The sequence below is a fragment of the Chryseobacterium sp. 3008163 genome (genome assembly GCF_003669035.1).
Lineage (GTDB): Bacteria > Bacteroidota > Bacteroidia > Flavobacteriales > Weeksellaceae > Chryseobacterium.
Window position 1 is genome coordinate 737,431 of the sequence record NZ_CP033070.1, and the last position, 12,961, is coordinate 750,391.

The following is a 12,961-nucleotide window of genomic DNA, read 5'->3' on the forward strand; positions in this document are numbered from 1 at the left end:
TTGGAGAAGTTTCAATATTAAATAAAACCACCCCAGAAATTCTGAGTTGATAGTATTGATTGACTTTTATTGTTATTTTTTGATAATTATTTTTGAACTGATGTCAATTCCTATGCCTTGCAATTTTACGACATAGACTCCACTTTCAAAGTCTCTTGTTGAAATCTGAATTCTTGAATCAGGAGAAGATCTGTTTTCTGACAACACCAATTTTCCTGACATATCGTAGATCTGAACATGAACATTCCCGATGGTATGATCTTTTAAGTAAATAAAAAATTCTTCTTTTGCAGGATTTGGATAGATTCTTACTAAACTTCTGTCGATTGCAATATTTGAGTTGCCGTCAGTACAATCTTTAGGAATTGAAAAATCTTCCACCTGATCACTAATATTCATTTTGTTTCCGGCCAAAGCATTTAAACCTAAACCTCTTTTGGCAAAAGTTTTCCAAATCATGCATCGGTCTTCACCTTTTGTGGTAAGCATTTCAGCAGATAAAATAGCATTTCGTCCATCAATAAATGTTGGATTACAAGTTTGAAGTTTTAAAGCATCGGTTACCAGTTGCAGAACTCTCGCACTTCCGCTGTTCTTATTAGAAGTTACATCAGAAGAATATCCATACTTTGCAGCATATTGCCAATGTAAATCCCACAGCATTGTTGCCCATACAAATCCGATCCTGTGAACGTCGGGAACAATTTCAGAATCTTCCTCAATTTCCATTCCGTTTGTATCTCCGTATGTATAATCATTAATTGAAAAATCCGGTGAATATTTTGCAGGCCGGAATCCAGTACCATTCGTTGATTGTCCGCTTGCATAAGATCCTATACTTCTCGGAACATTCGCATTATCACCAAGTCTGTTGGTAAGCATTAATGCAAAAAAATCTGACCAGCCTTCACCCATTTGCTCTTTGCTTTGAGATTTTAGAAGACATGTGAATCCGTTTCCTGTAAGTCTGTTTGAAATTCCGTGACCGTACTCGTGGGTAATTATTCCGTTATCGAAACTTCCGTCGGGCGTAAGAGCAGTTGCAGGATCACTTTTTAAAGTGATATTTACTGTTACTGAATTGCTTAATTGGGTTTTAATATACTCACCTTCATCATTCGTAATCAAAACTGAAGGTATCGTTATCGTAGCATCTGTTCCGCCCATTGAAGACGGAAAATTAACTGCAGCAGCATTATTATAAATGATTGCAGCAATGGCTCCTGCATTCTGAGCATTTTTAACTTTTACAGCAAATGTACAATTTGCGGTTCCGCCTCTTTCTATAAGTCCTATTTTTCCCGCTAAAGATCCTGCTGGCAATGCAGAACACCCATTTATATTTGAAGCTAAAGAAATATCACCCGTAACACCAATTCCATTGAGTTGCGGGCCAAACTGTGCCGGATTTGCCTGAGGAATTCGAGGAATTGCCGATGCCGGAGCATTATAGAAAAAATATCTATTCACTGTCGACCAAAGATACATCTGCATGACAGGTCTGCTTCCGTCGGAAGGTGTGGTGAAATTGGCATTATTTAAACCGCCTCCATCCTGAGATTCCGCTAAAACGTAATCATTTCCTGCTCCGCCTTTTCCAAAATTATTTTGTTGGAAATTTCTGGCCGATTCTGTAAATCCGAATTGATAAAAAATATCGTGAACTCTATTGTTGATATAAAAAAGATTGGTAATCGCTGAATTTCGATTGAATGAGGGTGTTCCGTTTATTGAAAAAGGAAAATTAAAACTCCTGCTTGCACTGCCATCGGGAGAGTATCCCGGCTCGTCTTTATCTGCCGTATCTTCATAAGCGTAAACATTGTTACCTCTAGTTATTGTATAATTTGTATTTCCCGTTGAATGCCATCCTTCGGGAGATGATGCCAGAATCCATGGATTATTAACGACTAATCTATTTCCAAAAGTAGGTGCTTCCACTGGAAGAGGGAAAATATTGTAAGATGCATTATCGGGCGCCAGTAAATTTGAAGATATAGATGTTTTATTTAAAGATTCAGAAAAAATTTCATTAGAATGATCATGACCATATGCTCCAGTATGAAAATTACATGATAAGGTAAGATTTTCTTTGTTTAAAATTTCTCCTGTGTTGGCATCAACTAAAATATTCCAAGTGTTTTGAGATTTTGGTTCACGCAGATAAAACTGATAAACCAATTTTAAATTATTATCAACATCTACGAACGTCAGACTTTGCTTTGCGAAATTTCTATGTGCCGGTTCAGGTTCAGAATTTTCAATAATTTGAAATTTTGCCACATCTTTTTTATCTAAAATTGCCGCAATTCTTTCAAGTGCTTTTTCTTTATTTAAAGTTGCAATATTTGATGTTGAAGTATTGTAATTTTTTAAAAATGAATCTGAAAAATAGGCAACTTTATCGTTTTTAATTAAAACTGTTCCTACAGCATTGTAAACGGGTAAGCCTTTAAATTTTTGGTGAAATTTTACAATTTCTCCGTTTAAAGATTGAGATTGATCTACATTATCGATTTCAAAATCTATTAAATCTGATTTTTTAAAATCTTTAATTTGATTTGTAAGAATATAATCTGTAATCAACCTTTTCTGTTGTTGAGAGAAGACAAAAAAAGGAATTAAAATAAAGAGCACCAAAAGAATTTGAATGCTTTTTGTATTTATATTGTGAGTAAAATTACAATCCATGATTTTAGTTGTTAATACTTTATAAAAATATGAACATTTTACGAAATCATAACTAAAATATTCATGGAACAAATAGCAAAAACGAAAAAGACTATCCCGAAAGTGAGATAGTCTAAATATTATTGAATTTTAAAATTTCAATTTATTTATTGATGATAACTTTTGAAGTAGTATCAATTCCTAAGCCTTTTACTTTTACAATATAAGTTCCTTTGATTAATTTATCTGTAGGAATTGCTTTTTTAGCATCGGGCGAAATTTTACTTTCTGTAGATACTAACTTTCCTGACATATCGAAGATCTCAACATTTACTTTACCCAAAGTATTTTTTGGGAAGTTGATAAAGAATTCGTTTTTTGCAGGGTTTGGATAAATTGAGATTGTATTGTCTTTAACTGATGTTACCTCATCTGTTCCTAATACACAATCAGCAGGAAGTGAAAAGTTTTCTTCCTGGTCATTAATATTATTTTTCAATCCAGCAGAAGCATTCAAACCTAAACCTCTTTTTGCAAATGCTCTCCAAATCATACATCTGTCTGCCCCTTGAGTGGTGGCTAACTCTGCAGCCAAAATAGCATCTCTGCCTTCAACAAATGATGGGTTACAAATCTGTAGTTTTAGTGCATCTGTTACCAATTGTAAAACTCTTGAACTTCCGTTCGTTGTATTAGAAGCTACATTAGATGCATAACCATATTTTGCAACATAATCCCAATGAAGATCCCAAAGCATTGTAGCCCATACAAACCCAATTGAGTGCACATCAGGTACTATTGCAGTACCATTATTATATTCCATTCCATTGGTATCACCATATGTATAATTATTTACGGCAAAATTGTTTGAATATTTTGCAGGTCTAAGACCTCCGCCTGTTGTTGCTTGACCAATAGGATAAGTTCCCATACCTCTTGCTACAGAAGCATTATCACCTGGTTTATTTGTTAACATCAAAGCAAAAAAGTCTGACCATCCTTCACCCATTTGTTCTTTATCCGCAGATGAATTTAAACAATTATATCCTGTTCCGGTTAATCTATTTGAAATTCCATGACCATATTCGTGAGTTACGATACCATTATCAAAACTTCCATCATATTTCGTATCCACTCTTAAGTCTACATTGACAGGAATATTTGCAGTAAGCTTTGTTTTAATAAATTCCCCTTCAGCATTGGTTATTAATATTGAAGGTATAGTGATTGTGTTATCTGTACCTCCCATTAATCCAATGGTAGATCCATTTGCAGTATTATTATAAATGATTACCCCTACAGCTCCTGCATTCTGTGCATTTTTAACCTTAAAAGCAAAATTACATGCGGTTCCTCCACCTCTTTCAATCAATCCTATCTTCCCTGTCATTTCACCTGCTGGTAAAGCCGTACATCCATCTATTACTGTGGCTAATTTAACATCACCTGTAGCCCCAACATCATTTAAAGTAGGTCCAAATTGTGCCAAACCTGCATTAACTACTCGAGATACCGCATCAGATGGTGCCCTATAGAACATTTTACGATTTGATGCCAACCATAAATACATTTGCATGACTGGATTATATTCATCTGGGGGACTAGCAAAATTTGCATTATTAAAACCACTCCCATCTTGCGACTGGGCAAAAACCTCATCATCATTAAGCCCACCATTGCCAAAATTATTGCTTTGGAAATTTCTGGCAGATTCTGTAAATCCGAATTTATAAAAAATATCATGCACCATATTACTTATGTAAAATAAGTTTGTAGTTGCAGCTGATAGATTATTATATGTTAAAGCGGTGGAGCTGTAAGGAAAATCAAAATTTCTTGCTACACCACCATCTGGCGATGTTCCGTATGTGCTTTCATTGCCGTCTTTATCATCATAAGCATATACATTATTTCCTCTTGTACTTGTATAATGTGTTACTCCATTAGAATGCCACCCTTCAGGTGATGACGCAAGAATCCATGGATTACTTATAATAGATCTGACACCGAAAGTTGGTGCTTCTATGGGTAGTGCAAAAACGTTATAGGAAGCATTATCAGGTAACAAAAAGGGAGTGAAACCCTTGTTATTATCAATAACTTCAAATTGTGGCAACGAGACCATTATATTTTCACCATGCGCATAAGCTTCATCATGAAAATTACATGAAAGATTTAAATTAAGTTTGTTTAAGATTTCCCCGGTATTAGCATCTACTAAAATATTCCAGTGATTGATTGTTTTAGGCTCATTGAAAAAATATTCATAAGCTAATCTTAGATTTTTATTTTCATCAGCTGCATATACAAGACGTTGCTTTGCCGCTGTCATTTTATTAGCACCATTTTCAAAGAATGCTATTATCTGTAAATTTGAAATAGCATCATTTCCTAAATCTGCAGCAATCTTCTGTAATGCAGTTTCTTTTGTAATTCCAATATTATTTGACGAAACAGCAGTATAATCCTTTATAAAATTATCAGAATAATAGGTAACCTTATTATCCTTAATTAAGACAGTTCCAGCTGAAGCATAAATTGGAAATCCTTTATATGTCTGTTGCGTCTTTACTATTTCACCATTTAATGATTTTGAAGAATCTACATTTTCAATAATAAACTGGTTTAAATCCGATTTTTTATAATCTCTTAATTTATTTTGAGAAATATAGTTTTTAATTAAAGTTTCATTTGATTGAGCAAATGATTTTGAAGATATGATTGCAAAAACTGCAATCACAAGAGGTAGAATTACTTTTTTCATTTTCACTTTTAAAGGCGCAAATGTACAATTATAAAAACAACAAAAAGCAAGTATTTTTGAATTATTCATAAAATTAATTAAAAAGATAATTTCGAAAGATTTTATCTAAATAGTAAACAAAAAAGCCACTCTTACGAGTGGCTTCATATTTATAAAAATGATTTAAGATTATTTACCTCCTTCCATTTTTCTTTTCAATTCAGCTAATACATCAATATCACCTAAAGTTGATCTTTCTTCGTTGTTAGAAGAAGAAGATGAAGTGTTACTGTTGTTATTAGATCTGTTGTTAGATGCTTCTCTTGCATTCTTTTTCTCTTCGTCTCTGAAGATACCTGTGTGAGAAACTACTACTCTTTTGAATTCTTTGTTGAATTCGATTACTTTGAATTGAGCATCTTCACCTTTTTTGATTTTAGATCCATCTTCTTTCTCTAATAATCTTGAAGGGCAGAAAGCTTCTACTTCAGCATCTTCGAATTGTACAGAAGCACCTTTATCGTGTACTTCTACAGCTTTACCAGCGTGTACAGTTCCTTCAGCATATTTAGTTTCAAATTTATCCCATGGGTTTTCTGTCAATTGCTTGTGACCTAGAGATAATCTTCTAGCCTGGATGTCTAGTTCAAGAACTACAACATTCAATTTGTCACCTACTGCACAGAATTCTGATGGATGCTTGATTTTCTTAGTCCAAGAAAGGTCTGAGATATAGATTAATCCGTCGATACCTTCTTCCAATTCTACGAATACACCGAAGTTTGTAAAGTTTCTTACAGTTCCAACATGCTCAGAGCTCACTGGATATTTAGCTTCGATATTTTCCCAAGGATCTTTAGATAATTGTTTCATACCTAGAGAGATTTTTCTGTCTTCTCTATCTAAAGTAAGTACTTCAGCTTCCACTTCGTCACCTACTTTTACGAAATCTCCTGCGCTTCTCAAATGAGTAGACCAAGACATTTCAGAAACGTGAATTAATCCTTCTACACCTGGAGCGATCTCTACGAATGCACCATAGTCTGCAAGAACTACTACTTTTCCTTTTACTTTATCACCAACTTTCATGTCAGCAGAAAGAGCATCCCAAGGATGAGCTTCTAATTGCTTCATACCCAATTGGATTCTAGTTTTCTCGTCATCAAAGTCAAGGATAACCACTTTCACAGTTTGTCCGTCTTCTAAGATTTCAGATGGATGGTTCACTCTAGACCAAGAAAGGTCTGTAATGTGGATCAATCCGTCTACACCACCAAGATCTACGAATACACCGTAAGAAGTAATATTCTTAACAGTACCTTCAAGAACCTGACCTTTTTCAAGTTGTGCGATGATTTCTTTTTTCTGACCTTCGATATCTGCTTCGATCAATGCTTTGTGAGATACAACTACGTTTTTGAACTCAGGGTTGATTTTCACAACTTTGAACTCCATAGTTTTACCTACGAACTGATCGTAATCTTTAATTGGCTTAACGTCGATTTGAGAACCTGGTAAGAATGCTTCGATACCGTGTACGTCAACGATCATACCTCCTTTAGTTCTAGATTTTACAAAACCGTTAACGATTTCTCCAGTTTCGTGAAGTTCGTTTACTCTATCCCAAGCTTTAAGCGTTCTAGCTTTTCTGTGAGATAATTGTAATTGACCAGTTTTGTCTTCTCTTCTGTCTACCATTACTTCAACATCATCACCTACTTTAAGGCCCGGGTTGTAACGGAATTCGTTAAGAGAAATAACACCTTCAGATTTGAAATCGATGTCTACGATAGCTTCTTTGTCAGTCAATCTTACAACTTTACCAGTGATAACGTCGTTATCATTTAAGCTGCTAAGAGATCCGTTATAGATTTCTTCAAGATCGCTTTTTTCTTTTCTAGCATCTGCATCAAGACCAGATTCGAAAGAATCCCAGTCAAATTGTTCTGGTGCTACGTTTTGGTTAAGAATAACCTCTGCTGAATTTGTCTCTTTTGACATTTTCTAATAAAATTTGTATTCCAATTCTTACAGACCTCGGCTTTGCTGTGAATCCTGAAAAATATGGAAGTTGTTAATTGCTAATGTTTTACTTCGCCGAAAGTACGTTCACAAAAGTGAGTGCAAAAGTACGATTTTTTTAATAGTAACAATGATTTTCTTTCCTTCCCATTCGAAAATATATAAATTTTTGATAACCTTCATTGCCCTGCATTAATTGAGTTTTAAATAAAAATAAAATTTTCAAAAAAAACTTTAACAAAATCATTTTTTTGTAATCAAAACATCAATATTTATAAAAACTACATAATGTATAAACATTTCCTTTTAATTTTTATCACCATAATTTCAGCTGGTATGAATCCGGTAAAAGCCTGCACTATATTTTCCTGTTCAAGAGGTGGAGAAACATTCGTTGCGGCTAATGAAGATGACATGACTCCTTTTACAAGAATCTGGTATAATCCTGCCACTAAGGACCGATACGGATCCATTAGCTTCGGAGCTCCGGATATGCAGTCCGCCGCAGCAATGAACGAATACGGACTATTCTATGATTTTGCAGCAGCCAATTACGATTTGAGTAAACTGAACCTAAAAAATCCTTACAAAGGGGATCTGATGTGGGAAATATTAGGAAAATGCAAAAATGTAAAAGAAGCTATGGTTCTATTGAAAAATATGATTATGCAATATCTGCCAAAGCTTTATTAGCTGACAAAGAAGGAAATTCTATTGTGATTACTCCCGGAGGAATCATAGAAAAGAAAGGTGACTTCCAAGTGAATTCAAACTGCAATATGATCAATGGAAAACTCTCATGCAGACGACCTGACATAGCCAATGAAATGCTTGCTGCTTCCAAGGAAAACAATATTGGGTTTTTAAAAACCATTTTAGATAAAACCCACCAGGAAGGAGAATTGAATACTTTATATTCTACCATCTGCGACCTTAAAAAGGGAATTATCTACGTCTATCTTTTTCACGACTACAATACAGTATATAAAATTGACTTAAAATCCGAACTCAAAAAGGGCTACCATATTGAAAATCTGGCTGATCATTTTCCTGCTTCATTTGCCTATGAACATTTCTCTAAGAATCATTCTTTATATCTTAAAGAATCTATTTTTCAGGAAATGATGAATAAAGGAATAGAAACTACAGTCGACCGATATATTGCAGAAAGCGAAAAATCGGATCCCAAAAATAAAAACCTAGACCCTGCTCTTCTAGAAGTAGCTTTACAGCTGATAAAATATTCATGGAACGAGCACAATAATGGCGCCATGTGGGATTATTGGTTCAGCAAGCCCAACGGATATGACATCAAACCATACAAAGATACCCGTCTGACTTCGGCTGAAAACCTTTTAAAATATCTATCCGCCAAAGAAGAAAAAGATCTCAAGCTACGTAATTTCATGTACGAAATATCGGGTTTTATCAATTTTACTCAGGGAGATACTGATAAAGCCAAATATTTTTACGAAAAATCTATTTCCAATTCCGATGAAGCCTACCCAATCACTTTATTAAGGGGGAAAGAGATGTTGAGCAGGTTGCCAAAGTAGATGACAGATAACATTCTTTTTAATTTAGATAATAATTTTACAATTCAATTTCTACAAAATGAGTCTACATTCCCTTGGAAATCAAAGATTCAACATAGTCAATAACAATAGTTATTGTGTCTGATTAAAAGAATGCCAAACAAGTAATATGGTAAAAAATAAAACGGATGGCATAAAGCACATCCGTAACTAAAAACACATATCATGATAAAAATCACTTTTTTTTAGTCTAACGATTCTACAATGGTTGTACTTAGGGAGATTCTAGACAAGAAATTACTCATATTATCACATGGAGGATTTCCTGAGTTTGAACTATTTGCAATGCCACCATAGATAATCTTTTGCGTGGGACTATTAGTTGTAGAAGCTATATTCCTTGCCATCACTTTTATTGTATGACTTCCTATCGAAAGATTATTGACTACGCCATTCAAAACAAACTTATGCCAAGAACAGGTAAAATCTTCTCTTTGCTTGTGATATTTTCGTACCACCACTAGTTGATCATCTACAAAAATACCGATTGCATATTGAAAATATTCACCTACAGATCTATCTATCTGTGCCATGCCTTCTAACGTAAAAGCAAAAGAATTATTGGCTCTGGTGAAGGTTTTAGAATCTGTGATTCCCAGCGAGGTCCAGTTGGCTATCCCAGTACCTAAAGTGATTGCTCCAGGTGTAAAACCTGTCACACTAATACCTCCTGCTGAAGAGATAGAACTTGTATTGACCAAATCTAACTGTGACTGAATCTGCTCTTTCGTAAAAAGTGCATTCCATTTATTGTCATCAAAATAAGCAAGGGTTTGAGGTAAGCTCGTTGTAGGATTGGTATTAAAAACAATATTTCCGTTTTGAGGTGAAGAAATTGTAGCAATATCCACATTTGAAGTCAACGGAATTCTTGGTAGTAAAACTCCTTTTTTATCAGAATCTAATTTTAATGCTGCTGTAGCATCTAATATTGGTGTTGTTCTATCTGTCATCACAACTTGTGAAAAAGACAGATTGGGAATAATTAACAAAACAAATATTTTAAATATATTTTTCATAATTAATAAGGTAAAGGTTGGTTAACTAGTACAATTGCACTTACTTTGGCTTCATCATTAGAGATATTTGAGCAGCTTGCTCCTTTTTGCCCGTAATACATTGTTGTAGTGGTGGTACTAGACCTATTCATCACTGCCAACCTGATACTGTGAGTTCCTACAGAAAGATCGTCAATAAGACCAGTTATAGTAAACTCTTGAAAAGCGCATGTGTTATCTACATTCATAGAAGCAGATTTTGAAGAGATAAGTTGATCGTCCACAAATATCCCCAGACCGTAGGTAACACTTGCGCTGCTTGACGAAACATTATTAAGCTGAAGCATTCCGGTAAACGTTATCACCGCATTATTCTCTGGTCTTTCAATTGTAAAAGTAAATGGTGCAGGATCTGTAATTTCTACCCAGGGTGATGAAAGTACAGTTCCGTTTACAAATTTTGAAACCGAAACAGCATCAGAAGGATAGTTATTGGTTGAAACACCTGTATTATAGATTTTAGAATAATATTTTGTAATTCCCAGCAACAAATTGATGTTCGCAGAATTAAAATAAAAAACCCACTTAGTTCCTTCCCAATAATACAAACCCTTTCCTCCCGGAAAACTTGCATTGGTATTATAAACAAGCAAAGATACCGTTGGTTGCGAAACCATAAAACTATAGTCAGAAATATTATTTTGATTAAGCGAAACCTTTGGAATCATAAGTCCTTTATTTGTAGATACTAAATCCAATATTGCAGAATTGTTGGGAGCAGAAGTTCCAATCCCTACCGATCCATTTTGAGCAAAAACATTTACCCCTAAAAATAATAGAAGGAAATTCACAACTAATTTTTTCATTGCTTGTGTATTTATGATTTTTCTGTTAGCTTAATAAACATATTGATTTTAGACATATCAGCGTTTACTGAAGCTGATGTAGCTCCACCAAATCTCCAAGATGTAGTACTAGAGTTGTTATTTACCCTCATCGTAACGTATGTTCTAATATCATGGCTTCCCACGCTCAAATTTTTGAAAAGTGTATTAATTGAGAAGAAATCATATTGATTAGAACGACCATAGTTGGCAGAATAGTTTCTTACTCCCATCAATTTTCCGTCTACAAAAATGCCTATGGCATATGTATATGTATTGGCAGCGTTTACAGAACTATTGTTTGCTTGCACCATGCCTTCTGTAACAACAAAAATATTATTATTTGCTTGCGTAATGTCTATTGTTTTTGAAAGACCAGGAACAAATGTCCACACAGTTCCCGGAACAGAATCCTCTACATAATTGAGCGCACCGGATAATGTAGTAAGATCTACAGAAGAAGAATTGGATGTACTGTAAGAGATTGATAGACCCAAAACAGAATAAACATTACTTGTATCTACTAACTCATTCCATTTTGCACCATCCCAAAAATTAAAGCCTTTTTTTCCGGTTGCATTATTGTAAGCAAGCAGTCCTAGGGCAGGATTTGTAACAGGCGACGCTAAACTTAGATTAGGTATTGAAAGATTAGGAATCAATATTCCTTTGTTAGATGAAGAGATTTTTAGAAGTAAATCATTCTCAATGGTAGTCGTTCCTATCCCTACTTGAGCGAGTGTTTTGAAAGAAAATAGCAGACAAGATGCCGCTATTAGGTAGAGGTTTTTTTTCATCACAGTAGTTTATATAAGTGTTTCTATTAAATAATCTGACGATTATCTTAGACAAATATAAAACAATAATTTGAAAAAAAAGTTAAAACATTAAAAAATAACGGTTTACGGTTACAAATATTTATATAATGAAATTAAAAACATTAATCTATTACTCATTGACAAGTGATAATATCAATTAAAAGTCACTTTTATTAGAATTTTAAAAGCCTTTCAATTTTCATTTCTGATATAAATCATAAAAAATAATATCTAATTAATCGAAGGTTTTTGTGGAGCCATCAAGCATCAAATTCAGTTCTGATAACTCATCTGCAGTTAAATCTCTCCATTTACCCAAAGGTATATCTAATTTTATATTCATAATTCTGATACGCTTCAGTTTTTTCACCTCATAGCCTAGAAATTCACACATTCTTCTGATCTGTCTGTTAAGACCTTGCGTCAAAACAATTCGGAAAGTCATATCATCAATTCTCTCAACTTCACACTTTTTGGTAACGGTATCCAAGATTGGGACTCCATTTCGCATTTTTTCGAGAAACTTTGAGTTTAGAGGTTTGTCAACTCTTACTAAATATTCTTTTTCGTGGTTGTTTTTTCCTCTCAGAATTTTATTGACGATGTCGCCGTCGTTTGTCAGTAAAATTAAACCCTCACTTGGTTTATCTAATCTTCCGATGGGAAAAATTCTTTTCGGATGGTTGATGTATTCAATGATATTATCAATTTCACGCTTTGTATCTGTAGTACAAACGATTCCAACGGGTTTGTTGAAAGCTATATAAATTGGACTTTCCTCACTTTCACGAATGGGTTTCCCGTCAACTTCTACTACATCTTCATCAGAAACCTTAGTTCCTAGTTCAGGAACTTTACCGTTGATTTTTATTCTTCCTTCTTCCAAAAGTTTATCTGCCGCTCTTCTTGAGCAGAAACCTACTTCCGAAAGATATTTATTGATACGTGTCTTTTCCATTAGTCTATTCCTTCTATTGTATAATTTTTAATTACTAAAAATAGTAATTCCATAACTGATTCCTATAAATACAGCACTCGTGTTGGAGATTGCAAAGTTAGGAAGAAAATTGCAACCTCCTATTGCCGAGATTCCGTAAGTAAAATCATTAGGCAGAAAAGGTGCAACATTCTGTTGATAACCGTAAGAATCTTTATTTTGATTTTCTTTAATTCTGTTTCCTAAATTATAACCGACATTTAGATTTGAATTAAAATAGAAATCCATTTTTGT

The 12,961-nt window shown here is 34.1% G+C and carries 10 protein-coding genes; 2 read left to right on the forward strand and 8 right to left on the reverse strand.

Going from position 1 to position 12,961, the window contains the following annotated elements; genetic code table 11:
* Nucleotides 1-72: 72 nt before the first annotated feature.
* The 3 genes from EAG08_RS03250 to rpsA form a co-directional block, all read right to left on the reverse strand.
* The gene (locus tag EAG08_RS03250; protein WP_129534201.1) at nucleotides 73-2,691 is read right to left on the reverse strand and encodes a T9SS-dependent M36 family metallopeptidase; all 2,619 of its coding nucleotides are present in this window, start codon (nucleotides 2,689-2,691) and stop codon (nucleotides 73-75) included.
* Nucleotides 2,692-2,833: 142 nt separating this feature from the next.
* Nucleotides 2,834-5,434: a T9SS-dependent M36 family metallopeptidase gene (locus EAG08_RS03255; protein ID WP_129534202.1), complete on the reverse strand. Its 2,601-nt coding sequence runs from the start codon at nucleotides 5,432-5,434 to the stop codon at nucleotides 2,834-2,836.
* A 168-nt stretch (nucleotides 5,435-5,602) separates the two neighbouring features.
* Nucleotides 5,603-7,414 carry a 30S ribosomal protein S1 gene (gene rpsA / locus EAG08_RS03260; RefSeq protein WP_129534203.1) on the reverse strand — a complete coding sequence of 604 codons (1,812 nt, stop codon included), beginning with the start codon at nucleotides 7,412-7,414 and terminating at the stop codon, nucleotides 5,603-5,605.
* A 309-nt stretch (nucleotides 7,415-7,723) separates the two neighbouring features.
* On the opposite strand from rpsA, the gene EAG08_RS03265 reads away from it, so the two are divergent.
* Together EAG08_RS03265 and EAG08_RS03270 are read left to right on the forward strand one after the other, a co-directional pair.
* Nucleotides 7,724-8,128, forward strand: a complete 405-nt coding sequence (locus tag EAG08_RS03265) for a hypothetical protein (RefSeq protein ID WP_129534204.1) — start codon at nucleotides 7,724-7,726, stop codon at nucleotides 8,126-8,128.
* Nucleotides 8,056-8,991, forward strand: a complete 936-nt coding sequence (locus tag EAG08_RS03270; protein WP_129534205.1) for a hypothetical protein — start codon at nucleotides 8,056-8,058, stop codon at nucleotides 8,989-8,991. The genes EAG08_RS03265 and EAG08_RS03270 overlap by 73 nt, the downstream gene beginning before the upstream one ends.
* A 224-nt stretch (nucleotides 8,992-9,215) precedes the next feature.
* Here the strand turns inward: EAG08_RS03270 and EAG08_RS03275 are convergent, their stop codons facing one another.
* The 5 genes from EAG08_RS03275 to EAG08_RS03295 form a co-directional block, all read right to left on the reverse strand.
* Complete coding sequence (locus EAG08_RS03275; RefSeq protein WP_129534206.1) at nucleotides 9,216-10,049, reverse strand: hypothetical protein; 834 nt, start codon at nucleotides 10,047-10,049, stop codon at nucleotides 9,216-9,218.
* Between the two features lie 2 nt (nucleotides 10,050-10,051).
* Nucleotides 10,052-10,894, reverse strand: a complete 843-nt coding sequence (locus EAG08_RS03280) for a hypothetical protein (protein WP_129534207.1) — start codon at nucleotides 10,892-10,894, stop codon at nucleotides 10,052-10,054.
* An 11-nt stretch (nucleotides 10,895-10,905) separates the two neighbouring features.
* The gene (locus EAG08_RS03285; RefSeq protein ID WP_129534208.1) at nucleotides 10,906-11,709 is read right to left on the reverse strand and encodes a hypothetical protein; all 804 of its coding nucleotides are present in this window, start codon (nucleotides 11,707-11,709) and stop codon (nucleotides 10,906-10,908) included.
* Between the two features lie 256 nt (nucleotides 11,710-11,965).
* A complete protein-coding gene (rluF, locus tag EAG08_RS03290; RefSeq protein WP_129534209.1) occupies nucleotides 11,966-12,688 on the reverse strand; it encodes a 23S rRNA pseudouridine(2604) synthase RluF in 723 nt (240 codons plus the stop codon).
* A gap of 27 nt (nucleotides 12,689-12,715) precedes the next feature.
* Nucleotides 12,716-12,955 carry a hypothetical protein gene (locus EAG08_RS03295; RefSeq protein ID WP_129534210.1) on the reverse strand — a complete coding sequence of 80 codons (240 nt, stop codon included), beginning with the start codon at nucleotides 12,953-12,955 and terminating at the stop codon, nucleotides 12,716-12,718.
* Nucleotides 12,956-12,961: the final 6 nt, after the last annotated feature.

Excerpts from the sequence above, each read along its gene's own strand:
- EAG08_RS03255 (WP_129534202.1), bottom strand. The coding sequence starts at position 5,434 with ATGAAAAAAGTAATTCTACCTCTTGTGATTGCAGTTTTTGCAATCATA.
- rluF (WP_129534209.1), bottom strand. The coding sequence starts at position 12,688 with ATGGAAAAGACACGTATCAATAAATATCTTTCGGAAGTAGGTTTCTGC.
- EAG08_RS03270 (WP_129534205.1), top strand. The coding sequence starts at position 8,056 with ATGCAAAAATGTAAAAGAAGCTATGGTTCTATTGAAAAATATGATTAT.
- EAG08_RS03265 (WP_129534204.1), top strand. The coding sequence starts at position 7,724 with ATGTATAAACATTTCCTTTTAATTTTTATCACCATAATTTCAGCTGGT.
- EAG08_RS03295 (WP_129534210.1), bottom strand. The coding sequence starts at position 12,955 with ATGGATTTCTATTTTAATTCAAATCTAAATGTCGGTTATAATTTAGGA.
- rpsA (WP_129534203.1), bottom strand. The coding sequence starts at position 7,414 with ATGTCAAAAGAGACAAATTCAGCAGAGGTTATTCTTAACCAAAACGTA.
- EAG08_RS03280 (WP_129534207.1), bottom strand. The coding sequence starts at position 10,894 with ATGAAAAAATTAGTTGTGAATTTCCTTCTATTATTTTTAGGGGTAAAT.
- EAG08_RS03285 (WP_129534208.1), bottom strand. The coding sequence starts at position 11,709 with ATGAAAAAAAACCTCTACCTAATAGCGGCATCTTGTCTGCTATTTTCT.
- EAG08_RS03275 (WP_129534206.1), bottom strand. The coding sequence starts at position 10,049 with ATGAAAAATATATTTAAAATATTTGTTTTGTTAATTATTCCCAATCTG.
- EAG08_RS03250 (WP_129534201.1), bottom strand. The coding sequence starts at position 2,691 with ATGGATTGTAATTTTACTCACAATATAAATACAAAAAGCATTCAAATT.